Origin of the sequence: Bradyrhizobium sp. 142, from assembly GCF_023074015.1 — a bacterium.
Classification (GTDB): Bacteria; Pseudomonadota; Alphaproteobacteria; order Rhizobiales; family Xanthobacteraceae; genus Bradyrhizobium.
Genome location: NZ_JADPKQ010000399.1, coordinates 24375 through 47690, shown reverse-complemented (window position 1 = coordinate 47690; position 23316 = coordinate 24375). Strand labels below are relative to the sequence as shown.

At 63.0% G+C, this 23316-nt stretch carries 21 protein-coding genes, 1 pseudogene and 1 riboswitch; of the genes and pseudogenes, 7 read left to right on the top strand and 15 right to left on the bottom strand.

Annotated features, from left to right (window positions below; all coding sequences use genetic code 11):
- Positions 1–86: 86 nt before the first annotated feature.
- From IVA82_RS36980 to aceE, 5 genes are all read right to left on the bottom strand, one after another.
- Complete coding sequence (locus IVA82_RS36980; protein WP_247388308.1) at positions 87–1259, bottom strand: acetyl-CoA C-acetyltransferase; 1173 nt, start codon at positions 1257–1259, stop codon at positions 87–89.
- 72 nt (positions 1260–1331) lie between these two features.
- Positions 1332–2663 (bottom strand): dicarboxylate/amino acid:cation symporter, encoded by a 1332-nt coding sequence (locus IVA82_RS36975; protein ID WP_247388307.1) that lies wholly within the window; start codon positions 2661–2663, stop codon positions 1332–1334.
- A 47-nt stretch (positions 2664–2710) separates the two neighbouring features.
- Positions 2711–4459 carry a dihydrolipoyl dehydrogenase gene (lpdA, locus tag IVA82_RS36970; protein ID WP_247388306.1) on the bottom strand — a complete coding sequence of 583 codons (1749 nt, stop codon included), beginning with the start codon at positions 4457–4459 and terminating at the stop codon, positions 2711–2713.
- A 16-nt stretch (positions 4460–4475) separates the two neighbouring features.
- Entirely contained in the window at positions 4476–6044 is a 1569-nt protein-coding gene (locus IVA82_RS36965; protein WP_247388305.1) for a dihydrolipoyllysine-residue acetyltransferase, read from the bottom strand.
- Between the two features lie 22 nt (positions 6045–6066).
- Positions 6067–8754 carry a pyruvate dehydrogenase (acetyl-transferring), homodimeric type gene (gene aceE / locus IVA82_RS36960; RefSeq protein WP_247388304.1) on the bottom strand — a complete coding sequence of 896 codons (2688 nt, stop codon included), beginning with the start codon at positions 8752–8754 and terminating at the stop codon, positions 6067–6069.
- 544 nt (positions 8755–9298) lie between these two features.
- Here aceE and lipA point away from each other — a divergent pair.
- The gene (lipA, locus tag IVA82_RS36955) at positions 9299–10267 is read left to right on the top strand and encodes a lipoyl synthase (RefSeq protein WP_247388303.1); all 969 of its coding nucleotides are present in this window, start codon (positions 9299–9301) and stop codon (positions 10265–10267) included.
- A 639-nt stretch (positions 10268–10906) separates the two neighbouring features.
- Positions 10907–11308, top strand: a complete 402-nt coding sequence (locus tag IVA82_RS36950) for a phosphoribosyltransferase family protein (RefSeq protein ID WP_247388302.1) — start codon at positions 10907–10909, stop codon at positions 11306–11308.
- A 107-nt stretch (positions 11309–11415) separates the two neighbouring features.
- On the opposite strand, the gene IVA82_RS36945 is transcribed toward IVA82_RS36950, so the two are convergent.
- The 8 genes from IVA82_RS36945 to IVA82_RS36910 all read right to left on the bottom strand — a co-directional run bounded on the left by IVA82_RS36945 (position 11416) and on the right by IVA82_RS36910 (position 17459).
- On the bottom strand, positions 11416–12066 hold the full coding sequence (locus tag IVA82_RS36945; protein ID WP_247388301.1) for an urea amidolyase associated protein UAAP2: 651 nt from the start codon (positions 12064–12066) through the stop codon (positions 11416–11418).
- Between the two features lie 10 nt (positions 12067–12076).
- Entirely contained in the window at positions 12077–12895 is an 819-nt protein-coding gene (locus IVA82_RS36940) for an urea amidolyase associated protein UAAP1 (protein ID WP_247388299.1), read from the bottom strand.
- Between the two features lie 41 nt (positions 12896–12936).
- Positions 12937–13539, bottom strand: coding sequence for an urea carboxylase-associated family protein (locus tag IVA82_RS36935; protein WP_247493792.1), 603 nt, complete (start codon positions 13537–13539; stop codon positions 12937–12939).
- Between the two features lie 25 nt (positions 13540–13564).
- Positions 13565–14347, bottom strand: a complete 783-nt coding sequence (locus IVA82_RS36930) for an amino acid ABC transporter ATP-binding protein (RefSeq protein ID WP_247388296.1) — start codon at positions 14345–14347, stop codon at positions 13565–13567.
- Positions 14348–14355: 8 nt separating this feature from the next.
- Positions 14356–15012, bottom strand: a complete 657-nt coding sequence (locus tag IVA82_RS36925) for an amino acid ABC transporter permease (protein ID WP_247388295.1) — start codon at positions 15010–15012, stop codon at positions 14356–14358.
- The gene (locus IVA82_RS36920; protein WP_247388294.1) at positions 15009–15656 is read right to left on the bottom strand and encodes an amino acid ABC transporter permease; all 648 of its coding nucleotides are present in this window, start codon (positions 15654–15656) and stop codon (positions 15009–15011) included. The genes IVA82_RS36925 and IVA82_RS36920 overlap by 4 nt, the downstream gene beginning before the upstream one ends.
- Before the next feature lie 35 nt (positions 15657–15691).
- Positions 15692–16429: a transporter substrate-binding domain-containing protein gene (locus IVA82_RS36915; RefSeq protein WP_247388293.1), complete on the bottom strand. Its 738-nt coding sequence runs from the start codon at positions 16427–16429 to the stop codon at positions 15692–15694.
- A 193-nt stretch (positions 16430–16622) separates the two neighbouring features.
- Positions 16623–17459, bottom strand: a complete 837-nt coding sequence (locus IVA82_RS36910) for a nitroreductase family protein (RefSeq protein ID WP_247388292.1) — start codon at positions 17457–17459, stop codon at positions 16623–16625.
- Positions 17460–17647: 188 nt separating this feature from the next.
- Positions 17648–17753: riboswitch (guanidine-I (ykkC/yxkD leader) on the bottom strand.
- A 472-nt stretch (positions 17754–18225) separates the two neighbouring features.
- Between IVA82_RS36910 and IVA82_RS49215 the strand changes: the two genes are divergently transcribed.
- The gene (locus IVA82_RS49215) at positions 18226–18435 is read left to right on the top strand and encodes a hypothetical protein (RefSeq protein ID WP_346658787.1); all 210 of its coding nucleotides are present in this window, start codon (positions 18226–18228) and stop codon (positions 18433–18435) included.
- A gap of 106 nt (positions 18436–18541) precedes the next feature.
- On the opposite strand, the gene IVA82_RS36900 is transcribed toward IVA82_RS49215, so the two are convergent.
- Together IVA82_RS36900 and IVA82_RS36895 are read right to left on the bottom strand one after the other, a co-directional pair.
- Positions 18542–18901, bottom strand: coding sequence for a Rieske 2Fe-2S domain-containing protein (locus tag IVA82_RS36900; RefSeq protein ID WP_249815660.1), 360 nt, complete (start codon positions 18899–18901; stop codon positions 18542–18544).
- Positions 18891–19382, bottom strand: a pseudogene (locus IVA82_RS36895) (ABC transporter ATP-binding protein); the annotation flags it as partial. The pseudogene IVA82_RS36895 and the gene IVA82_RS36900, both read right to left, overlap by 11 nt.
- 103 nt (positions 19383–19485) lie before the next feature.
- Here IVA82_RS36895 and IVA82_RS36890 point away from each other — a divergent pair.
- Genes IVA82_RS36890 through nagA form a run of 4 tightly spaced genes read left to right on the top strand, consistent with a single transcriptional unit; the run spans position 19486 to position 23298 of the window.
- Positions 19486–20364 (top strand): BadF/BadG/BcrA/BcrD ATPase family protein, encoded by an 879-nt coding sequence (locus IVA82_RS36890; RefSeq protein ID WP_247388290.1) that lies wholly within the window; start codon positions 19486–19488, stop codon positions 20362–20364.
- On the top strand, positions 20355–21110 hold the full coding sequence (locus IVA82_RS36885; protein WP_247388289.1) for a GntR family transcriptional regulator: 756 nt from the start codon (positions 20355–20357) through the stop codon (positions 21108–21110). Before IVA82_RS36890 ends, IVA82_RS36885 begins: the two co-directional genes overlap by 10 nt.
- Positions 21107–22132, top strand: a complete 1026-nt coding sequence (locus tag IVA82_RS36880) for an SIS domain-containing protein (RefSeq protein WP_247388288.1) — start codon at positions 21107–21109, stop codon at positions 22130–22132. The genes IVA82_RS36885 and IVA82_RS36880 overlap by 4 nt, the downstream gene beginning before the upstream one ends.
- Positions 22132–23298 carry an N-acetylglucosamine-6-phosphate deacetylase gene (gene nagA, locus IVA82_RS36875; protein ID WP_247388287.1) on the top strand — a complete coding sequence of 389 codons (1167 nt, stop codon included), beginning with the start codon at positions 22132–22134 and terminating at the stop codon, positions 23296–23298. Before IVA82_RS36880 ends, nagA begins: the two co-directional genes overlap by 1 nt.
- Positions 23299–23316: the final 18 nt, after the last annotated feature.

Here is a 23316-nt window from a genome sequence, read left to right as displayed (position 1 = left end):
GGCTCCGGGGAGCCGTTTTCGTTTGCGGACGGCCCGGTGCCGTCCGCATCTGGTTCCGGTTGTAACGACCGGGCCCGTCCGCTGGTTTAGCGCTCGACCGTCAAAGCAACGCCCATGCCGCCGCCGATGCAGAGCGTGGCAAGGCCTTTCTTCGCGCCACGCTTCTGCATCTCGAACAGCAGCGTCGTCAGAACGCGCGCGCCGGATGCACCGATCGGATGGCCGATGGCGATGGCACCACCGTTCACGTTCACGATCGATGGATCCCAACCCATGTCCTTGTTGACGGCGATGGCCTGCGCCGCGAAGGCCTCGTTGGCCTCGACGAGATCGAGATCCTTGACCTTCCAGCCGGCCTTTTCGAGCGCCTTGCGGGACGCCGGAATGGGCCCCGATCCCATTACCGCCGGATCGACGCCCGCGGTCGCCCAGGACACGATCTTCGCAAGCGGCCTGAGGCCGCGCCTGCTGGCTTCGTCAGCGCTCATCAACACCAGCGCGGCCGCGCCGTCGTTGAGACCCGAGGCGTTGCCGGCGGTTACCGAGCCCTCCTTGTTGAAGGCAGGCTTCAGCTTCGCCATCGCATCGAGCGTCGTGCCCGGCCGGATATATTCATCCTGGTCGACGACGATATCGCCCTTTCTGGTCTTGACGGTGACAGGAACGATTTCGTCCTTGAACTTGCCGCCCTTTTGCGCGTTCTCGGCCTTGTTCTGCGAGCTGGTGGCGAACGCGTCTTGCTCTTCACGGCTGATCTGCCATTTGGCGGCGATGTTCTCGGCCGTTACTCCCATGTGATAACCATGGAACGCATCCAGCAGGCCGTCTTTCAGCATGGAATCGATGAACTTGACGTCGCCCATCTTGGTGCCGGAGCGCATGTGAGACAAATGCGGCGCCATCGACATCGACTCCATGCCGCCGGCGACGATAACCTTCGCATCGCCATTGGCGATCTGCTGCAGTCCGAGGGCCACCGACCGCAGGCCCGAACCGCAAAGCTGGTTCATGCCCCACGCCGTCTTCTCCTGCGGAATGCCGGCGGCCATGGCGGCTTGTCGCGCGGGATTCTGCCCCTCGCCCCCGGCCAGCACCTGGCCCAGGATGACTTCGTCGACGTCCTCGGGGGAGACCTGGGCGCGCTCGAGCGCCCCCTTGATCGCGACGGCCCCGAGTTCATGGGCGGTCAGCAATCCGAATGCCCCGTTGAAGGAGCCAACCGGCGTCCGCGCGGCAGACACAATTACGACGTCAGTCATGACCAATTCTCCTTTTTACGGCCGATCCGTTGTGATTCGAATATCAAAGAACCTTGCGTTAGAGACGCCGCGCTAAAGCGCCCTGGCATCCGCGACGGCGGTCTCAAAGTCGGTCGGGTCGATATTGCGTTCGAGCCCGGCGCGCAGCTTGTCCCGATCTAGTTCGCCCTCCCACCAGGCCACCACGACGCAGGCGACGCCATTGCCGCAGAGATTGGTCAGCGCGCGGCACTCGCTCATGAACTTGTCGATGCCGAGCACGATCGCCATGCCGGGAAGCAGCTCCGGCCGCACGGCAGCGAGCGTGCCTGCCAGCGTGATGAAACCCGCACCCGTAATGCCCGAAGCGCCCTTCGACGTCAGCATGGCGACGATGAGGATCGTCATCTGCTCACCGAAGCTGAGATCGACGTTCATGGCCTGGGCAATGAAGAGCGTCGCCAGCGTCATGTAGATGTTGGTGCCGTCGAGATTGAAGGAATAGCCGGTCGGCACGACCAGGCCGACGACCGGCTTGGAGCAGCCGAGGCGCTCCAGCTTTTCCATCAGTTGCGGGAGCGCGCTCTCCGAGGACGACGTGCCGAGCACGATCAGCAACTCATCCTTGATGTATTTGAGGAACTTGAAGATCGAGAAACCGGCGATGCGGGCGATCAGACCAAGGACCACCAGCACGAAGATCACCGCGGTTAGGTAGAAGGTGACGATAAGTCCGGCGAGATTGCCCAGCGCCTGCGGACCGTACCGCCCGATCGTATAGGCCATCGCCCCGAACGCACCGATCGGCGCGGCCTTCACGATGATCGAGATGACGCCGAACATCGCGTGGGCGACATCGTCGATGAACGATCGCACGGTATGGGCCCGGTCACCGAGCCCCATCAGTGCAAAGCCGAACAGGATTGCAAACAGCAGGACTTGCAGGATTTCGCCCTGCGCAAACGCCCCGACCACTGTTTCCGGAATGATGTGCAGGACGAAGTCCACCGACTTCATCTCAGCCGCCTGCTTGGCGTAACCAGCGACGGCGGCGGCATTCGACTGCCCCTGGAAACCCGATCCCGGGTGCAGCACGTTGGCGACGATCAGGCCCAGCCCGAGCGCGAAGGTCGAGACGATCTCGAAGTAGATGAGCGCCTTGACCGCGACGCGGCCGACTTTCTTGACTTCGGAGATATGGGCAATTCCGGAGACGACGGTGCAGAAGATGATGGGCGCAATGGCCATCTTGATGAGCTTGACGAAGCCGTCGCCCATCGCCTTGATCCAGTCATTCTTGGCGAAATCCGGCCAGAGCCAGCCGACGGAAATACCGAGCACGATCGCCACCAGCACCTGGACATAGAGAATCTGATAAATCGGCTTCTTCTGCGTCGCGGTTATCGCAGTTGTCGTTCCGGACATCGTGTCTCCTCCATGATCTCGTCGTGTCTGCGTGGCCGCAGGCAACGTCATTTTTTCTTCTGTGGCGGCAGATCGGTGCAGTGGCCCTCGAAGACTTCCGCGGCCATTCCAATGGACTCGCCGAGCGTCGGATGCGGGTGAATGGTCTTGCCGATATCGGACGGGTCGCAGCCCATCTCGATCGCAAGACAGATCTCGCTGATCAAGTCGCCGGCATGGGTACCGACGATGCCGCCGCCGACCACACGATGGGTCGTGGAATCGAACAGCAATTTGGTGAAGCCCTCGTCGCGGCCATTGGCGATGGCGCGGCCGGACGCCGCCCAGGGAAAAACCGCCTTGCCGAACTTGATGCCTTCTTCCTTGCACTGGTCCTCGGTCTTGCCGGCCCAGGCCACTTCAGGGTCGGTGTAGGCGACGGAGGGAATCTGCCGCGCGTCGAAATACGACTTCTCGCCATGCGCGACTTCCGCGGCGACATGGCCTTCATGCACAGCCTTGTGCGCCAGCATCGGCTGGCCGATGATGTCGCCAATCGCGAAGATATGCGCCACGTTGGTGCGCATCTGCCGGTCGGCGTTGATGAAGCCTCGCGCCGTCACTGCGACTCCAGCTTTCTCGGCAGCGATCGTCTTGCCGTTCGGGCTGCGGCCGACCGACACGAGAACGAGGTCATAGACCTGCGGTCCGGCGGGCGCCTGCTCGCCCTCAAAGCTCACCTCGATCCCGGCGTGAGTCGCCTTCGCACCGACCGTCTTGGTCTTCAACATGACCTTCTCGAAGCGCTTGGCGTTCATCTTCTCCCAGATCTTGACTAGGTCGCGGTCGGCCCCCTGCATCAGCCCATCGAGCATTTCGACAACGTCGATGCACGCACCGAGCGTCGAATAGACCGTCGCCATCTCGAGCCCGATGATGCCGCCGCCGATCACCAGCATGCGCTTGGGAATCGATTTCAGCAGCAGCGCGCCGGTCGAATCGACGATGCGCGGATCGTCGGGCAGGAACGGCAGCTTCACGACCTGGCTGCCGGCGGCGATGATCGCCTTGGCGAACTTGACTGTCTTTTTGCCGCCCGCCGAAACGATCTCGAGATGATGCGGATCGAGGAAGGCGCCGACGCCGGTCACGACCTCGACCTTGCGGGCCTTCGCCATGCCGGCAAGGCCACCGGTCAGCTTCTTGATCACGCCGTCCTTGAAGCCGCGCAGCTTGTCGAGGTCGATCTGCGGCGGACCATAGGAAATGCCGTGGTCAGGCAGATGCTTGACCTCGTCGACGACCGAAGCCGTATGTAGCAGCGCCTTGCTCGGGATACAGCCGACATTGAGGCACACGCCGCCGAGCGTATCGTACCGCTCGACCAGCACGGTCTTCATGCCGAGATCGGCGGCGCGGAAGGCAGCCGAGTAGCCGCCAGGACCGGCGCCCAGCACCACCATGTCGCATTCGATATCGGCCTTACCGGAATAGGATCCCGCGGCTGGCGCGGGCGGCGGCGGCGCGGCGGCAGCGGGCTGCGCCGCTGGCGCGGGCTTCGGCGCGGCCACAGCACCGGCGCTTTCCAGCACCAAGATGGTCGAGCCTTCGCTGACCTTGTCCTCGACCTTGACCTTGATTTCCTTGACGATGCCGGCATGCGTGGACGGAATCTCCATCGACGCCTTGTCGGATTCGACCATGATGAGGCTGGTGTCGACCGCGACGGTTTCACCGGGCTTCACCAGGACCTCGATGACCGCGACGTCCTTGAAGTCGCCGATGTCAGGAACCTTCACTTCAATCTGCTGAGCCATGCTGCTCTCCCCGATCTCAGAACAGCACGCGCCGCAAATCGGCGAGTACGTTGGCGAAGTGAACGTTGAAGCGCGCCGCCGCCGCGCCATCGATGACGCGGTGGTCCCACGACAACGACAGCGGCAGCGTCAGCCGCCAGTCCGAGGTCTTGCCGTCGGGCGAGTGCTGCTTCCAGTAGCCCTTGCAGACGCCCATGATCGCGACTTCCGGCGCGTTGATGATCGGTGTGAAGTAAATGCCGCCGATGCCGCCGAGCGACGAGATCGAGAACGTGCCGCCCTGCATCTGGTCGGGCTTGATCTTGCCCTCGCGCGCGACCTTGGCGAGCGCGTTCATCTCGGTGGCGATTTCCGGCACCGATTTCTTGTCGGCATCGCGGATTACAGGCACCATCAGGCCGTTCGGCGTGTCAGCGGCAAACCCGATGTGCCAATAGTTCTTGTAGACCAGCGTGTCACCGTCGAGGCTGGCATTGAACTCCGGAAATTTCTTCAACGCCGCCACGGCCGCCTTCACCATGAACGGCAGCAGCGAGAGTTTTACGCCACTCTTCTCCAGCTCCTTGTTCATCTTCATCCGGAACGCTTCGAGGTCGGTGATATCAGCCTCGTCATGGGTGGTGACGTGCGGGATGACGACCCAGTTACGGTGCAGATTGGCGGCGGAGATCTTCTTGATGCGGCCGAGCTCCTTGCGCTCGACCGGCCCGTATTTGGCGAAATCAACCTTGGGCCACGGCAGCAGGTCGATGCCGCCGACGCCACCGCCGCTGGCCGACGCGGCTTGCGGTTTGGCCGAGGCCGCTCCGCCCTTGCCGAACGCCTCGACGTCCTCGCGCTGGATGCGGCCATGATTGCCTGACCCCTTGACCTTGCCGAGATCGACGCCGCGTTCGCGCGCCAGCTTGCGCACGGCCGGGCCAGCATAAGCGAGCGCGAAAGCCTTTTCGTCGATCGCGCCGGTTGCCGCGGCTGGTGCCGCCGCAGGCGATGAGGATGCGGCTACCGGAGCGGCCGTAGGACAGCCTGCAACGTCGCCAACGGAAGCGCCGGTCGCCAGCACGAGGATGATCGAGCCTTCGCTGACCTTGTCGCCGGTGTTGACCTTGATCTCGCGCACGATGCCTGAAAGCGGCGCCGGCACTTCCATCGTGGCCTTGTCGGACTCCAGCGCGATCAGCGGATCCTCCGCCTTGACGCTGTCGCCGGGCTTGACGAAGATTTCGATCACCGGAACGTCCTTGAAGTCGCCGATATCGGGGACCCGCACCTCGGCGATGCCGCCCGGCGCGCTGACCGGCGACGGCGGCGCGCTGACGACCGGGCGAGCCTCGGCCTGCTCGGCGCCGGCGCCCTCGAACTGCACGATGACGGCGCCTTCGCTGACCCTGTCGCCGACCTTCACGACCACCGATCTCACGACGCCATCCCGCGGCGACGGCACTTCCATGGTCGCCTTGTCGGACTCCAGCGCGACCAGCGGCGCCTCGGCCTTCACCGTGTCGCCCGGCTTGACGAAGATTTCGATGACCGGGACGTCCTTGAAGTCACCGATATCGGGAACCTTGATGTCGATCAGACTCATCGCTCTGTCCTCGGCTTCGCCGTCACACAGTCCAGGGCGCAGCGCGCCCGGTGTCGATTTGAAATTTCGCGATCGCCTCGGCCACGATCGCCGGCTTGATCGCCCCTTCGTCGGCCAGCGCCTTGAGCGCGGCGATCGCGACGTAATGCCGATCGACCTCGAAGAACCGCCGCAGCTTGACGCGATAGTCGCTACGACCAAAACCGTCAGTGCCGAGGGTGACGTATCGCCGTCCGGCGGCCTGGACATATTCGCGGATCTGGTCGGAGTAGCTGCGCATGTAATCGGTCGACGCCACGACCGGGCCCAGATGGCCTTCAAGTTGCGCCTCGACCCAGCTCTTGCGGCGCGGCTCGGTCGGGTGCAGCAGGTTCCAGCGCTCCGCCGCCATGCCGTCGCGGCGCAATTCGTTGAAGCTCGTCGCGCTCCAGACGTCGGCGGTGACGCCGAAATCCGCCCTGAGCAGATCCGCCGCCGCGATCACTTCACGCAGAATCGTGCCCGAGCCCACCAGCTGGACGCGCAGTCCCTTCTTCGCGGTCTCGCCGCCGTTCTTGAGGAGATAGAGCCCCTTGAGAATTCCTTCTTCCGCCCCCTTGCCGGCGTCGGCCAGCCCTGGGTGCTGATAGTTCTCGTTCATCAGGGTGATGTAGTAGTAGACGTCCTCCTGCGCCTCGTACATGCGGCGCATGCCCTCGCGGACGATGGTCACGACCTCATAGGCAAAGGTCGGATCGTACGCCACGCAGTTCGGGATGGTGGCGGCCAGCAGATGGCTGTGGCCGTCCTCATGCTGCAACCCTTCGCCGTTCAGCGTCGTGCGGCCGGCGGTGCCGCCGAGCAGGAAGCCGCGGGCGCGCATGTCACCGGCGAGCCAGGCAAGGTCGCCGACGCGCTGCAGGCCGAACATCGAATAATAGATGTAGAACGGAATCATCGGCACGTTGTTGGTCGAGTAGGACGTCGCCGCGACGATCCAGCTCGACATCGCGCCGCCTTCGTTGATACCCTCCTGGAACACCTGTCCGCTCTTGTCCTCGCGGTAGTACATCAGCTGGTCGGCATCCTGCGGCCGGTAGAGCTGGCCGACTGACGAATAGATGCCGAGCTGGCGGAACATGCCCTCCATGCCGAAGGTGCGGGATTCGTCCGGCACGATCGGCACGATGTGCTTGCCGATCAACTTGTCGCGGACGAGGGTGCCGAGCATCTGCACGAACGCCATCGTGGTGGAAATTTCACGGTCGCCGGTAGCGTCGAGCAGCCGCTGGAATGTCGACAGCGGCGGAATTGGCAGGGAGGCGGATTTGCGCCGGCGTTGCGGCAGGCTGCCGCCGAGCTTGGCGCGCTGGGCGTGAAAATACTTCATCTCCGGACTGTCTTCCGGCAGGCGGAGGAACGGAACCTTGGCCAGGTCCGCATCGGAGACCGGTATCTGGAAGCGGTCGCGGAAACCGCGCAGCGCATCCTGCGTCATCTTCTTGGCCTGATGCGCGATCATCTGGCCTTCGCCGGATTCGCCCATGCCAAAACCCTTGACGGTCTTCGGCAGGATGACGGTCGGCTGGCCCTTGTGATTGACGGCTGCGGTGTAGGCCGCGAACACCTTTTCCGGATCATGGCCGCCGCGCGCCAGTTGCCAGATATCGTCGTCGCTCATGTCGGCGACGAGCTCTTTCAGTTCATCGTATTTGCCGAAGAAATGTTCGCGGATATAGGCACCGCTCTTGCTCTTGAAATCCTGGTATTCGCCGTCGACGCACTCCGTCATGCGCTTGAGCAGCAACCCGGTCTTGTCCTTCTGCAGCAGCCGATCCCAGCCCGAGCCCCACAGCACCTTGATGACGTTCCAGCCGGCGCCGCGGAACACGCTTTCGAGTTCCTGGACGATCTTGCCGTTGCCACGAACCGGCCCGTCGAGCCGTTGCAGGTTGCAGTTGATGACGAAGATCAGATTGTCGAGGTTCTCGCGGCCGGCGAGCGAAATCGCGCCGAGCGATTCCGGCTCATCGGTTTCGCCGTCACCCATGAAGGCCCAAACCTTGCGGTTGGCCGTTTCCGCCAAATTGCGGTTCTGGAGATATTTCAGGAAGCGAGCCTGATAGATCGCCATCAGGGGCCCGAGCCCCATCGACACCGTCGGAAACTGCCAGAAATCCGGCATCAGCCAGGGGTGCGGATAGCTCGACAGTCCCCCGCCGGCGGTCTCCTGCCGGAAGCCGAGCAGCTGCTCCTCGCTCAACCGGCCCTCGAGGAAGGCGCGGGCGTAGATGCCGGGCGAACAATGCCCCTGGACGAAAATCAGATCGCCACCATGGGTATCCGTCGGCGCGTGCCAGAAATGGCCGAAGCCGATGTCGTAGAGCGTTGCGGCCGACTGAAAACTTGCGATATGTCCGCCTAGCTCCGAGCTTTCCTTGTTGGCGCGAAGAACGATCGCCAGCGCGTTCCATCGGATGATCGAGCGAAGCTTGTGCTCGATCGCACGATCGCCCGGCAGCGCGGGCTGCCGGTCCGGAGGGATCGTGTTGCAGTAGGGTGTCGTCAGCGATTGCTCAATCTGAAGGCCGCCATCGCGTGCGGCATCGAGCACCGCATTGACGACGAACTCGGCTCGTTCATTGCCACGATGGCCTCGGACGGCCGACAAGGCATCGAGCCATTCCCGGGTTTCGTGCGGATCCAGATCGTGCGCGTCCGCGATCGTCATTACCCTCTCCCATTTCGTGCCGAGCCAAAATCAGGCGCGAACGTTCGTTGCGCGCCGCGCGCCTGGTGAAACGCACAATGCCGCACAGGCGATCTCGCCTGGCGGTCTAGGTCATGAGCTGCATGATGGCTGGCATCTGAACGTTCCCCTCACATTGCTTATTCTGAAGCTCTTGCTTCTTTTGAAGAGACCGAAGCAGCATTCGTGCCAGACCCCGAGAGGCACGGCCAGTCGCGCGCATGCCATTCTTTTTGCTTGGGTTTGCGGTGCGAGCTATCGGAGCTGCGTCTGCGAACGGCTGGGATTTGTCCGAAGCTCCGGAAAAGGTTCGGAAAGGCCGCCCGAAATGTCGGACAGACACCGTGATCGATTCCAAACGCAAGACTCGGAGCTGGAAATTGGCCGCCGCGCGAGGAGCAAGGTCGCCCTCGCAAAGCAGCGCTCCTCGTGAAAGGGGCACTGGTGCGAAAACAAACAATCGAATTGACGAAGTTCGCTCAGATAGCTGAATGTCCTCAAGCGGCGCATTCACGGGACCAACCAAATGACAGTCTTACTCGATCTCCTCAACAACGATCCGCGTGAGATGATGCGGCCTGACAGGCAACGCCACCCTGAAAAGGCAAACCGCCCCGACACGCAAATACTGAGCAAGCCTACATGGATCCGCGTAAAGGCTCCCGGCTCCGCCGATTGGGCGGAGACGAAGCGCATCGTGCGTGAGAACAAACTCGTGACCGTTTGCGAGGAAGCCAGCTGTCCTAACATTGGCGAGTGCTGGGCGAAGAAGCAAGCGACCTTCATGATCATGGGCGACACCTGCACGCGCGCCTGCGCGTTCTGCAACGTGCGCACCGGCCTACCAGATCCGCTCGATGCAGATGAGCCGGTCAAAATCGCAGAAGCGGTGGCCACACTAGGACTGCAGCATGTGGTCGTCACCTCAGTCGATCGCGATGATCTTGCCGATGGCGGTGCGGTGCATTTCGCCACAACCATTGCTGCGATCCGGGCAGTGAGCCCTGGCACGACGATCGAAATCCTGACGCCAGACTTTCTGCGCAAAAGGGGCGCGCTCGAAACCGTCGTCGCGGCGAAGCCCGACGTGTTCAACCACAATCTGGAGACCGTGCCGTCGAAATATCTGACGGTGCGGCCCGGGGCGCGTTATTTCCATTCGGTCCGGCTGTTGCAGCGCGTGAAGGAACTCGATGCGCGGATTTCCACCAAATCGGGCATCATGGTCGGTCTCGGCGAAGAGCGGAGCGAAGTGCTGCAATTGATGGATGATCTGCGTTCCGCCGACGTCGATTTCTTGACGATCGGGCAGTATCTCCAGCCCACGCGCAAGCACCACCCTGTTGTGAGCTTCGTGCCACCTGACGAATTCGAAGCCTATGAGAAGGTCGCTTACGCTAAGGGCTTTCTGCTGGTCTCGGCCACGCCGCTAACGCGCTCCTCGCACCACGCGGGCGATGATTTCCGCAAGCTTCGCGAGCGACGACTTCGGTAGGCTGATTGCGGTTGGGCCGCCTTGGCATGCTCGACGATCTGGCTTGCCCTTGGTTCATGACGGCGCGCCAGCTTGACCAACAAAATGCAACCTCCAGGCATGAGATGGTCGCTCAGCATGGAGTTGCTTTCGCTGCCCGTATTAGGATTTTCTTTGATCTCCCGGTGCACACGTCGTGCACACGCCACCTTCTAACGAATTGAAAAACTTGAACTCTCGCTCCAATCCATCATGGGGAAGTTTGAGCTAAGTATAGCCAAGAAGAACACCGCGTACGTTATGATGCAGCGACTCCAATCAACATGGCACCAGCACCATGACCGCGAATGAGACTTACACCGAGCCTACAACTGGCTATTGGCAGAACCTGACGCCTGAGGTCCCCGCCCGGTTCCCCGCGCGGCCGCCCTATCGCTTCGGCTATCCAGTAAGTCTACCCTGCAGCCGCACGCTGGTCCTGCCGCTGCGCCAATTGCCCGATGGCAATCGCGCCGTCGCCTCCCTCATTGCCAACCAGGCCTCAAGCAACGTTGTTGCGGCGCTGGCGGATCATATGGCCACGCAGGCGCGCTCACTCGATGCCCAGATCATTGTCGGACTGCCAACCCTCGGCCTTGCCTTTGCCTCGCTGGTAGCCGAATGGCTCGGACAGTCACGCTATGTCCCCTCGGGTACTCGCGCAAATTCTGGTATGATGACGCCCTGTCCGAGCCGGTCACCTCGATTACAAGTCCGGAGGCGGGCAAGCAATTGCGGCTGGACCCGAACCTGGTGCCCCTGATCGAAGGCCGACGGGTCGTGCTGGTCGACGATGCGATATCAACCGGCGCAACCGCGGTCGCTTCTGTGCGTCTTTTGCAAAAGATCGGCGTCGAAGTTGCCGGTATGATTGTCGCCATGAAGCAAACCAATCGGTGGAAGGCGCCGGTCGCGGCGCTGTCCCCGCCGCTTGTAGTCCGTGCGGTCTATGGGTGCCCACTCTTCCTCCGCGGCGACGCTGGCTGGATGCCCCTCACGGAGACGCAGCCCGCCATTCCCTGAACGAACCGGTCAAGCGATCGTCGACATGGGACATGGGCATAGGTGTCTCGTGTCCATCAAAACTGAGAGGTCTTGAAACAGAGGCTCCGCGGCCAGGCGAGATCTCGTTAGAATAGATCCTCGTCCCAGACGATCACCCTGATCGGCGTCGGATTGAATCCGTTGCAGGGATTGTTGACCTGCGGGCAGTTGGAGATGACGAAGATCACGTCGAGATCCATCGTGACATCGACATAGTTTCCGGGCGCCGACATGCCATCGACTACGGTGAATTTGCCATCGGGATCGATCGGCACGTTCATGAAGAAGTTCAGATTGGCGACGATGTCGCGCTTGGTCATGCCGTATTTCGACAATTCCAGGATAAAGTTCTCGCGGCAGGCGTGCTGGTATTTGGTTTCTTCGCCGAACCGCACCGCGTTACTCTCGCAGGAACAGCATCCGGCCGAACTGTCGTGGCGTCCGCAGGTATCCGCCGTGATCCGAGCCATGACACGGCCGCGGTTGGAGATTAGTCGGGTGCCAAGTTCGACATAGGCCGAGCCTTGAGTACGCAGCGTGTCCTGCGTGCTGTAGCGTTCCGCGGTGTCATCGGCGCAGTACAGCACGGTGTCCACCGCCTGCTGGCCTTCGCTGTCGACGATCCGCAAGGTCTGCCCGCGCTTCACCACGCGCGACCAGGGCCGTTCCGCGGCGATATCGCTGACATAGATCGCCGTGGAGACATCCCGCGGCAAGCTGGAAGCATCGGCAGTCATTGGAGTCTCCTCACGCGTAGAGCCGGTCGGTGAATTCGAAAGCCCGCATGGCTTCGGGCGAACCGGTACGGCAGGGATCATCCGCTCCGGCAGGCGGCAGGCGAAGGCGAATCAGCGTCACCGGCCGCGATACCGACGGCCGCGCCGGATCGAGCGGATGCGCGCAATTCGACAACACCAACACCGCATTCATCTCCGCGCGCAAATCGGCGAAATCTCCCGGCCGCTTCCGCTGCTGATTCCAGACGAAGCGGCCATTATCGTCGAGCGAAACCGGCGCGAAGAACGTTACGCAGGGCGGAATGTCGCGCACGCTCAGCCCGATCTTGGCGGCACCGGCGATGAAATTCTCCTGGGTATTGCGTGAGGTCTGGCCGTAAGCAGCTAGCGTCGTTGCTGGCGTGGAGCCGCCAACCATAATGTCGTGTGCGCCGCTGGTATCCTCGATCAGCGAGACCAGCACCCGCCCCATATCGGTGAGGATCACCCTGCCCTTCGAGACGGCGGCGCTCCATTGCACCTTAGCGGTGTCGGCACAATTGATCCGCTCGGACGTATCTTCCTGACGCCAGCCGATCATGGAAACACTGGAGTGGCCGGACGAATCGATAATCCGCAGCGCCTCGCCGCGCCGCAGCCGAACGATCGTGTACCAACCGGCCGCGACCTCTTCACGGCTGATGATGGCGTCGGGATTGATCGGCGCACCATCGAGCGCGGTTGCAACGGGAAGCGCTTTAGGCGTCGATTCCTGGCCGGCGGCGCGTAGCTCTTCGTAGCGGCGCCGGTTGGCTTCCGCGGCCTCTCGCTTTTTCTCTGCGGCGATCATTCGCTTGCTCCCAACTCAAAATGGGTCGGCCGGCTGACGCATCAGCCAATCCAGAAATGCGCCTCGACGGGATTCCCCCCCTTGCCGTTGATCGGAAGAATATCCTGCGGGCAGGCCGAAAACGCGATCACCAGATCCATCTCGGCACGCAGCCGGACATATCCGCCGGGCACCGGCCGCGGCGGTGCCGCGAAACCCAGCGTACCGTCGGCGGACCATGGAATGTTCATGAACAGATTGAGCGGACTCGGCACCTCCGGCGGCACGAGGCCAAGTTCCTTCATTCCGGAAAACAGGTTGTCTGTGCAGTTGTCATGGTAACCCTCGACGCCGAGAAATGCATAGCGATGCTTGTCGCAGGCCGCGATCAGCGTGTCGTGAATGCCGCCCGACGTGTCCTCGATCAACGTCATAATCGGACGGCGGTGGTTGGTTCGCAGCACATCTCCGGGTCTTGGAATGAGATGAAGGCAGTGGGCGCGGGTGTGTTCATTCGACATGAACTCGCTGAGATCGGCGCGATTGAACGCCCAAGTGTCGACGACCTGCTCGCCATGCGTATTGATGACGGTGACTGTCTGGCCAGCTGCGACCAGCGCCGCCTTGCCGCGGCGGGCCGGAATTTCTATCCGTGGTTCACTCATCGCTACCGAGCTCCCTGTCCGATCGTCACTGCCGCCGGGCGGCATCGCCGGCGTAACGTTGCACGAACTGCCGTGCCCGTTCGGTTTCCGGGTTTGAAAAGAAGCGATCCGGCGGGCCGGTCTCGATGACACGGCCCCGGTCGAGAAACAGGATGCGTGTTGCGGCTTCGCGAGCGAACGCCATTTCGTGCGTCACGATCACCATGGTCCGGCCCTCGCGTGCCAGATCGCGCATGACCAGGAGGACTTCGCCGACCAGTTCGGGATCCAGCGCACTCGTCGGCTCGTCGAACAGCAGCAAGTCCGGCCGCATCGCCAGCGCCCGGGCGATGCCGACGCGCTGCTTCTGTCCGCCCGAAAGCTTTGCCGGAAAGGCGCTCTGCTTTTCGAGAAGTCCTACCTTTGCGAGCAGCGCGAGCGCCTCGTCGCGGACTTCGACCTTGGGCCGGTGCTGCACCTGGATCGGCGCTTCCATCAGGTTTTGCAGGACGGTCAGGTGCGGCCACAGCGCGAAATGCTGGAACACCATGCCGATACGGGTTCTGATCTGCGACAGCTCGCGATCACCCATCACGACGCCGGCCCCGCTGATGCCGACCTGCGCACCGTTCAGGTAGATCTGGCCGGCATTGGGGCGTTCGAGCCAGTTGATACAGCGCAGCAGCGTCGATTTGCCAGAACCGGACGGGCCGAGCACGCACACCGTTTCGCCCTTGTCGACCTGGAAACTGACATCGGACAACACCTCGGTGTCGCCGAAGGACTTCGACACACCGGCGACGTCCAGAACCTTGCTCACGTCCGACATGGCCTCCCCTAGCGCCGCGCGTCTGCGGCGCGACCGATTCCGCTGACCCCGACCTCGACCAGCAGGCAGAGACCCCAATAGAGAAACACCGCGGTGATAAAGGCCGCAAACGGAACGTAGTGGCGAGATTGGATCGAGCTCGCAGCGTGGGTGAGTTCCGGGAGCGCGATGATAGTCAGAAAGGCGCTGTCCTTGACGATTTGGATCACCTGGTTGCCGATCACAGGACCCGCGGCGAGCAACAAGGGTGGCAGAATGATGCGGCGAAACAGCTTTATATCGGACAAGCCAAAGGCAATGCCGGCCTCGACCGGCTCCCGCGGCTGCGCGACCCAGGCGCCGCGCAGGATTTCGGCCATGTAGGCCGCGTTGTAGATCGTCAGCGCCACCAAGCCGGAGGTCCAGTTGTCCAGCCGGACGCCGAAGGACGGAAAGCCGTAGTAGACGATATAAGCGAACAGCAGGAACGGCACGCACCGCATGCTGTCGACGAAGCACCTCGCAGCCCACGCCACGGGCCGATATCCGGACATCAGCGCCGGCGTCAGCGCGAACCCGAGCAGGAGAGCGGCAACGCCCGACAGCACCGACAGGATCGTGGTGTTGGCGAGCCCGCTGAGCAACAGGCCACGCTCGGTCCATACGATACCGAAATCGTGGATCATGCCGCCGCCTCGGCGGCTGCCTGGCGTCGCTCGATCCAGCGCTGGAGATAGACCAGCACGAACACGATCGGCGCATAGAGCGCGACCGCAACCAAAAACGGAGGCAGCGGCTCGTAAGTCTGCGCCCCGATCCGCACTGCGGCCCGCGTGATATCGACGACGCCGACCACCGCAAGGACCGGCGTCACCTTGATCAGTAGTGACATTTCATTGACGAGACCGGGCAAACTGACCCTGACGATCTGCGGCAGGACGATACGCCGAAACCGCAGGGCGGCGCCCATCCCGACCGACTGTGCCGCTTCGTATTGATCTTTCGGAAAGTTCGCCAATGACGCCCGCCACACCTCGCAATTGAAGGCGGAGGTATTCATGACGAGGGCAAGAACTGCCGCCGAGATCGGATCGATGGGAATCCCGATATTCGGCAACGCGAAAAACAACAACAGCAATAACGTAACCAGCGGCGTTGCGCGCAGGCAGCTGACATAGACGGCAATCATCCTCGCCGCGACAGGGACATTGGCCCAGCGCAACAACGCAAGGCCGAGCCCAATCGGCAGGCCGATCAGGATGCCGATCACCGACAGTGTAACTGTCGTGACGGCACCCTGAACAATGGCAAGGACGTCGCCCGCGGTCATGGCGGATCGCTCTCGTGCGTCCTTACCTTCAGAACTCAGGCTCGAACTTCACGGGAAGGTCGGGAAAGGCTTCGCCAAACCACTTTTTTTTGCAGCTCGGCGAACCGGCCGTTTTCCTTTTCCTTGGCGATGAAGCCGTTCAGGAACTCCAGCAGCTCGGCATTGTCCTTGGCGACGGCCCAGGCCGGGAAGGACGGTCCGGACACGGCCTGCCCGACCTCGAATACGTTCGGCTTTTCGGCCACCAGTGTCTTGATATTGATGATGGTGTTGACGACGTAGTCGACCCGGCCGAGCGCCAGATCCTGATAGGCTTCTGGATAAGAGGTGTATTCGACCACCTTGCCGAGCTTGCCGCCCTCCTTCTCCAGCATCCCGTTGAGTTCGGTGAGCCGTGCAAGCAGCGCGCTACCCGCTTGCACACCAACCGTCTTGCCGTTGAGGTCCTTGATCGCTGAGATGTTCTTGTCGTCCTTGCGCTTGACATAATAATGCGTGGCATCGGCGATCGGGCTGGTGAAATCGAGCGACTTCTTGCGCTCCTTGGTGATGATCGCCGCGGTAATGGCGACGTCGTACTTGCCGGTGCTTACGCCGGCCAGAATTCCGGTCCAGGGCAGGATTTGCTGCTTGATCTCGAATGGCGCGTACTTCTTAAGATCCTCGATCAGTTCATTGTCAAAGCCGGTCGGCTTGCCGTCCTTGATGAACTCGAAGGGACGAAAGTCATCCTCGGTCGCAACGATCAGGCCGCGTTTCTTGATCTCATCCATGCTCCCGGCCTGGACTTTTCCCACCAGCATCGGAACGGCGAATTGGGCAGCGACGAGGCCGAGCAATAACCTTCGCGAGTATGACGTACGGGAAGCATTCGACGATGTTGACATGATGAAGCAACCTTTGCTGATGGATGACAAGTCGAGACAAAGAAAGCGACGTTATCGATTTTGCGTGAGCTCAGTCCTTTCAGTCGAAACTAAAGCCGTGCGAGCGCAGATAAGGCGGGAAACCAGCACCTTCGGCCTTGGCCGCCTGCCGCGCCTTGTCTTCCGACCAGCCATAGAAGGCGGCCTCGCCGAACTCGGCGTTGGCCCGCTGCTGCTCTTTAGGAATGGTGTGAATCGTATCCCGCCGGCGGTCATAATCATCGACTGCGGCGGCCAGTGCTGTGTCGTTGTAGCCATCGCGATGGACGGTGGCTCGGCGCGGCAGCCGCAGGCTGAGAAAGCCCTCGCCTTGCGGATAACCGAGGCAAAGCCCCGCCACCGGAAACACCAGATCGGGCAAGCCCAGCACCTCGGCGACGCTATCCGCCTCGTTGCGGATCACGCTGATGGGACAGACGCCGAGGCCCTCCGCCTCCGCGCACAAGATCATGGTCTGCATCGCGAGCGCGGCGTCGACGCTGGCGTTGAAGAAGCCTTCAAGCGTTCCGTTACTGACCGGCTTGCCCCGCATCTCGCCGATGCGCTGCAGCCGCCGGGCGTCGCCGAGGAAGACAAAGAACGCTGGGGCGTCGGCTATCCAGGGCATGGCCGGAAACAATTTCCCGATCGCATCGCGTTTGCCGCGGTCAACGACCCGCAGGATCGAGGCCTGCTGGAAGTCCGACTTCGCCGACGCGCTTAGTGCCGCCGCAACCAGTACATCGAGCAGGCCCTCGTCCGGCAGTCTGTCGCTGTAACGGCGCACGGTCTTGCGTGACAGGACACGGCGGATCAACTCATTGTCGCCGGCGTCACCGCCGCCGGAGGGCCCGCCGTCGCCGAAACGGCGCTCGATAGCGCTGTCGTAGGCCGCCATCAGCCAAGCCCTCTCGGAAAGTTCTGTAAAGCCATGCCCGTGGATACGATGATGGACATGGCGCCGGGCGGCCACGTCGCCGCGTGGTGTGCCGGGGGCGGATCGAGATCAGGCATCGCCAACTCCATACAAGCCCACACATCTGGAATTGGCACGCACCCGAGCGACGCCAGTTCCTGGCAACTGAGGCCTCCCGGGATTTTATCCCGCCGTGTCCGCGCGGATTTCTCCCGCGACGGCGGCAGCTCTTGGACCAGCCACCTATTCAGGTGCGGAACCCTAGCCACCAACTCATTGAGCCCTATGCAGCAAATGATGTGCCAGTCGGGCCTGCTTACGCACGAGGCCTGATTTCACCGGCGACCACGTAGGCGAGATCTGCTGAATCGAAGCGTCCCGCCCGAAGATGGCGAGGGAAACCGCATCACAACGAATTCGAAGACGTGGAAAGGATTACGAAGTACGTTTCGCATTTTTCCTGACGTCGGCTGCCTAAGCGAACGCAATTGCCTTTTGCAAGGCAGCAATGCACAGATTCTAGCCGAACAATCGGGGATCGGCCTCTAAACGCTAGGAACGTCGGCTGCAACGACCCGCTGCATCAGCTTGACGAGCTGCTTTTGCTCGGCCTTGACCTCCACGCGTCCATGCCGGACTGGCGATATCAGGCGTCTACGATCTCGCGCCGATCCGCGACACCGGGCTGAACAATGCGCTGAAGCTGACGGATGAAGAAATCGCCGCGGTTTCGCCGCTTCGCCTGCCCGTGACGCAGAAGCGACTCGACATCGCCTACGGCAGCGCCGAGCTTCCGGCACTCGTGCTAGATTCAATCAATTTCCACGAGAAGCGCGCGGCCGCAAAGGCGCCTGGCAAGATGATTCCGATCGCAGGCGCCGATTATTTCACCATCCTCGAGGCACTGCGACGCTCTGACGGCATTCTGGTGGACGCTGCCCGCCGGTTGCTGGATTAAAAACCCGAAAACAACCCCATGCACAGTAGAATGCCTCTTGTTTCTGAAGGAAAATTCACCTCGCGCATGGCTTTGACTCGTCGGGCAAAACAGGAGCAGGATGCCATCATCGCCCCGACTCTCCCGCCCCCGCACCAATCCAGACCTGCTCTCCCGTGACCCGGACCGGATAGAGCCGCAATGGCGGACCTGACCAGCCCGAAGAGATGCAGCCGTCGCGCAAATCGAACGATGCTGCGTGACGGGGACAAGACAGGCGTCCCGCTGCCACCTGTCCAAGGCCGAGATCAGCCTGTTCGTGCGGACACGCGCGCTCGCAGGCTGCGACCTCGCCATCGTTCCAGATCACGAGCATGTCCAGCCCGGTCACGCGCACGCAAACGATCGTCTCTGCCTTCAGCCGATCCAGCTCACAGACCGCAATCCACCCCGACTCGTCCGGGCGGACCGTCGCATCATCCGCCAAGATAGGCCTTCCGCACATGCTCATTCTCGATCAGCTCAGCGCCGGCCCCGGACAGCACGATGCGGCCGCTCTCGAGCAGATAGGCGTGGTCGCACATCTCAAGCGCGGCAAACGCATTCTGTTCGACCAGCAGCACCGTGGTGCCGGCGTCGCGGATGCGGCGGATGATCGCAAAGGTCCGCTCGACGATGTTGGGGGCAAGTCCGAGCGATGGCTCATCGAACATGATTAGCCGCGGCCGCGACATCAGCGCACGTCCGATCGCGAGCATCTGCTGCTCGCCGCCGGACAGCGTGCCCGCCGCCTGCCGGCGCCGCTCGGCAAGCCGCGGAAATTCCACATAGATGCGATCGCGATCAGCTGCGATCTCACCCAAACCGCGACGAAGGTAAGCCCCCATGTTGAGATTTTCTTCCACGCTCATGTGCGGAAACACACGCCGCCCTTCCGGACAATGCGCGATCCCGCTGGCCAGCACGCGCGGCCGACATCTTGAATACCAATGGTAGATACCTCTTGTATTTACTTTTGCCAGGTGACATACCACTTGTCTAGAGCCGTTAAGAACTTTTTTAGGAGGCTCCTTGGCGACGGCCCAGTTCTTCCTCGGTGTGGACGGCGGCGCGACCCGTTGCCGCGCGAGACTGCGGGATTCGTCGGGTCGCGAGCTCGGGCGCGGCCTCGGACCGGCTTCGAACATCTATCTCGATTTCGATGAGGCCATGCGGGTCGTCCGTGAAACGATCGAGTCCGCGATCGCCGCCGGCGCGCCAAGGCAGGAGATCGCAGTCGGCCTTAGCCTTGCCGGGCTTTCGGACGACAAGGAAGCGGAGCGCGTCTCCGCCGCCCTGCCCGGCTTTGCGCGCATCGTCGCTGTCAATGATGCTGTCGCCGCCTGTGTCGGTGCCAATGGACTCGGCGACGGCGGTCTGATCATCGCGGGCACGGGCTCGGCGGGCATCGCTCGCGTGGAAGCGCGAACGACTATCATCGGCGGACGCGGCTTCTGGCTCGGCGACGACGGATCCGCCGCACGCCTCGGCGAATCGGCGTTGCGCGCGACGCTGCGTGCGATCGATGGCCTCGAGCCGATGAGCGGACTTGCGCAAGCGCTCGGGCGCCATTTCGATGACGATCCATTGCGGATGAGCCGCTGGGCAGCGGACGCGAGACCCAGAGACTACGGCGCCTTCGCACCCCAGATCCTGGAAGTCGCCAGGTCCGGCGATACGCGAGCGCGCGAAATTGTCGGCGAAGCAGCCAGCGCGATAGCGGCGCTCGCGAACACGCTGAATGTGCTTGGCGCGCAGCGCATTGCGCTCGCTGGCGGCTTCGGTGAGCCCTTGCGCCCCTTTTTGCCGCCTGATGTGGCCAAGCGCCTCGCCGCGCCCCGGCGCGACGCGGTCGACGGCGCGATCCTGCTCGTCGGCGGAACGCTCGCGGAGGACGCGGCATGTCCATGACGGTCGAAACCGCGCCGGGCCAGAAGCTCTATCGTGCCGTGGTCGACGCGCTTCGGCGCGAGATTGAGACCGGATGCTTCACAGCGACGCAATTGCTTCCGGCCGAGCGCGTATTGTGCGAGCTGCTCGACGTATCGCGCACCACGCTTCGCAAGGCGATTGCCGATCTGATCGCCGAAGGCGTGCTGTTTCACCGCCACGGCGCCGGCACCTTCATCCATCGCGCGACGCCGCGCGTCGAGCAGCCCTCCTCGCGGCTGACGAGCTTCACGGAAGACATGCGGCTGCGCGGATTGGAGGTGAGTTCGCGCGAGCTCGAGCGCGGCGTGTTCCTGCCGACACCGGAAGAGTCCATGATGCTTGGCGTACGGCCGAACGAACGCGTGTTCCGGCTCGGCCGCCTGCGCCTGGCCGACGGTTCGCCCATGGCGATCGAGCGCGCCGCCGTGCCTATACGCTTTCTTCCCGAACAGGATTCGGTCCGCGGCTCGCTTTACGAGGCGCTCTCCGCGCGAGGCTTCAAGCCCGCCAGGGGCTTGCAGCGCTTGCGTGCGACCCTCGTCGATCATGCGGATGCGGTACTGCTCGGCGTCGCACCGGACAGCCCGGCGCTCTATATCCAGCGCATCGCCTATCTCGGCGACGGATCCTGCGTCGAATTCACGAAATCCTGGTACCGGGCGGACGCGTATGACTTCGTCTCCGAACTCACGCTGTCGCCACCGGCTCGAAAGGCGCACCGATGACGACCTACATGCTTCAGGAGATCGGCGAGGCAGGCGAAGCGGTCGCGCGCCAGCTTGGCCACAACGCGGAGCGGCTCGCTGAACTGGGGGCGCGTCTGCGCATGCTCGATCCGTCGCTCGTCGCGACCATCGCCCGCGGCTCGTCGGATTGCTGCGCGCTCTATCTGAAATACCTCGTCGAGATTGTCTCGGGGGTGCCTTGTGCCTCCATCGGCCCTTCCATCGCGACGCTTTATCGTACGCCGATGCGGCTCGAAGGCGGCGTTTCCGTCGCGATCTCGCAATCGGGACGCAGCCCGGACATCGTCGAAATGCAGCGCGCCGCACGACGCGGCGGTGCGCTGGCCGTCGCACTTATCAACGACGTGGCCTCACCGCTCGCGCAAGAGGCCGAAGTTCTGCTGCCATTGTGCGCCGGCACGGAACGTTCCGTCGCCGCGACCAAATCGATGGTTGCAGGTCTCGTCGCGGGCGCGAGCCTGGTCGCGGCTTGGCGCCAGGATCGGCAGCTCGCAGACGTCCTCTCCAACCTGCCGGACGTCCTGCGCAGGCAAGCGGCGCCACCGCCCGCGGCCATGCTGGAGAGACTCGCAAATGCCCGCAGCGCTTTCGTGCTCGGCCGCGGCGCGACGCTTGCGATCGCCGCAGAAGCGGCGCTGAAGCTCAAGGAAACCTGCGCGATTCACGCCGAAGCCTATTCCGCGGCCGAGGTGCTGCATGGCCCAGCCGAACTTGTGGATTCCGGCTTTCCCGTCATAGCCTTCCTGCCGTCCGACGCGGCGCGAGAGGGAATGCTGGCGACGCTCGCGGCACTGACCCAGGCCGGCGCGGCGGTGATCACGATCGAGTCGAGCGGCGCTGATGAGGCGGATCGTCTCGCGACGGCAAAGGTCGAGGCGACGCTACTGGAGCCCATCGTCATGATCCACCGCTTCTACCGCCTTGCCGAGGCGCTTGCGCTTCGGCTCGGGCGCGATCCCGACTGCCCGCGCAACCTGCGCAAGGTGACGGAGACTGTTTGATGACCGTTCTGTCCGGCGCGCGGATTTTTGATGGCGAGCGTTTTCTCGACGACCACGCAGTTGTCGTCGAAGGCGGGCACATCGCGGCAGTCGTCCCTCACTCCGAGAGACCTCACGGCGCCGTGCGCGATCTCGGCGGCGGCCTGCTCGCGCCCGGCTATATCGATGTGCAGGTCAACGGCGGCGGGGGCGTTCTGTTCAACGAGGACCCGACAGCCGAAGGCATCTCCCGCATCGCCGCTGCACATCGCCAACACGGCACTGTCGGACTGCTGCCGACGCTGGTGACCGACACACCGCAGGTGATGGCCGCCGCGATCGCCGCGACGCGCGAGGCGCGGTGTCTGACCCCGGCGACACTCGGCATTCATCTGGAAGGGCCCTTCCTGGATCCGCGACGCAAGGGTGCGCATGAGCTCAGCTATATCCGCGACCTCGAGCGCGACGACATCGCGACAATCGCCAGGGCTGATTGCGGCGCCGTCATGCTGACACTCGCGCCCAATCGGGTCGGAGCCGAGGGCATCGCCGAACTCGCGCGACAAGGCGTGCTCGTCTCGCTCGGGCATTCGGACGCGAGCTACGAGGAGGCGCGCATGGCGGTCGAGGCAGGCGCGCGCGCGTTCACCCATTTGTTCAATGCGATGAGTGCGCCGGCCGGGCGCGAGCCGGGCATGGTCGGTGCCGCGCTCGATCTCGACGAGGCGTTCGTCGGCCTCATCGCCGACGGCCATCATGTGCACCAGGCGAATTTGCGCATCGCGCTTGCCGCCAAGCGGCGCGATCGTTTCATGCTGATTACCGACGCGATGCCGCCGGCGGCCGGTGGCCCCGATCATTTCGATCTCCAGGGCCGCCGCGTGACGTGTGCGAACGGTTGCCTGCGGCTCGACGATGGGACGCTCGCCGGCTCGGTTCTGACCATGGACGAGGCGGTGCGCTATGCCGTCAACGTCGTGAGGCTTCCGCTCGCCGATGCCCTCGCGATGGCATCACGCGTTCCGGCGACGTTTCTCCGGCGCGACGCGGAACTTGGCTGTATCGCACCAGGCTATCTCGCGAGCCTCGTGCATCTCGACGACAAGCTGCGGGTACTCGAAACCTGGATCGAGGGCCGGCCGACCGCCGACGGCTCCAAGCGCGACGAGCTGGCAGGCAACACCTGACTGAAGGACCGATCGAGC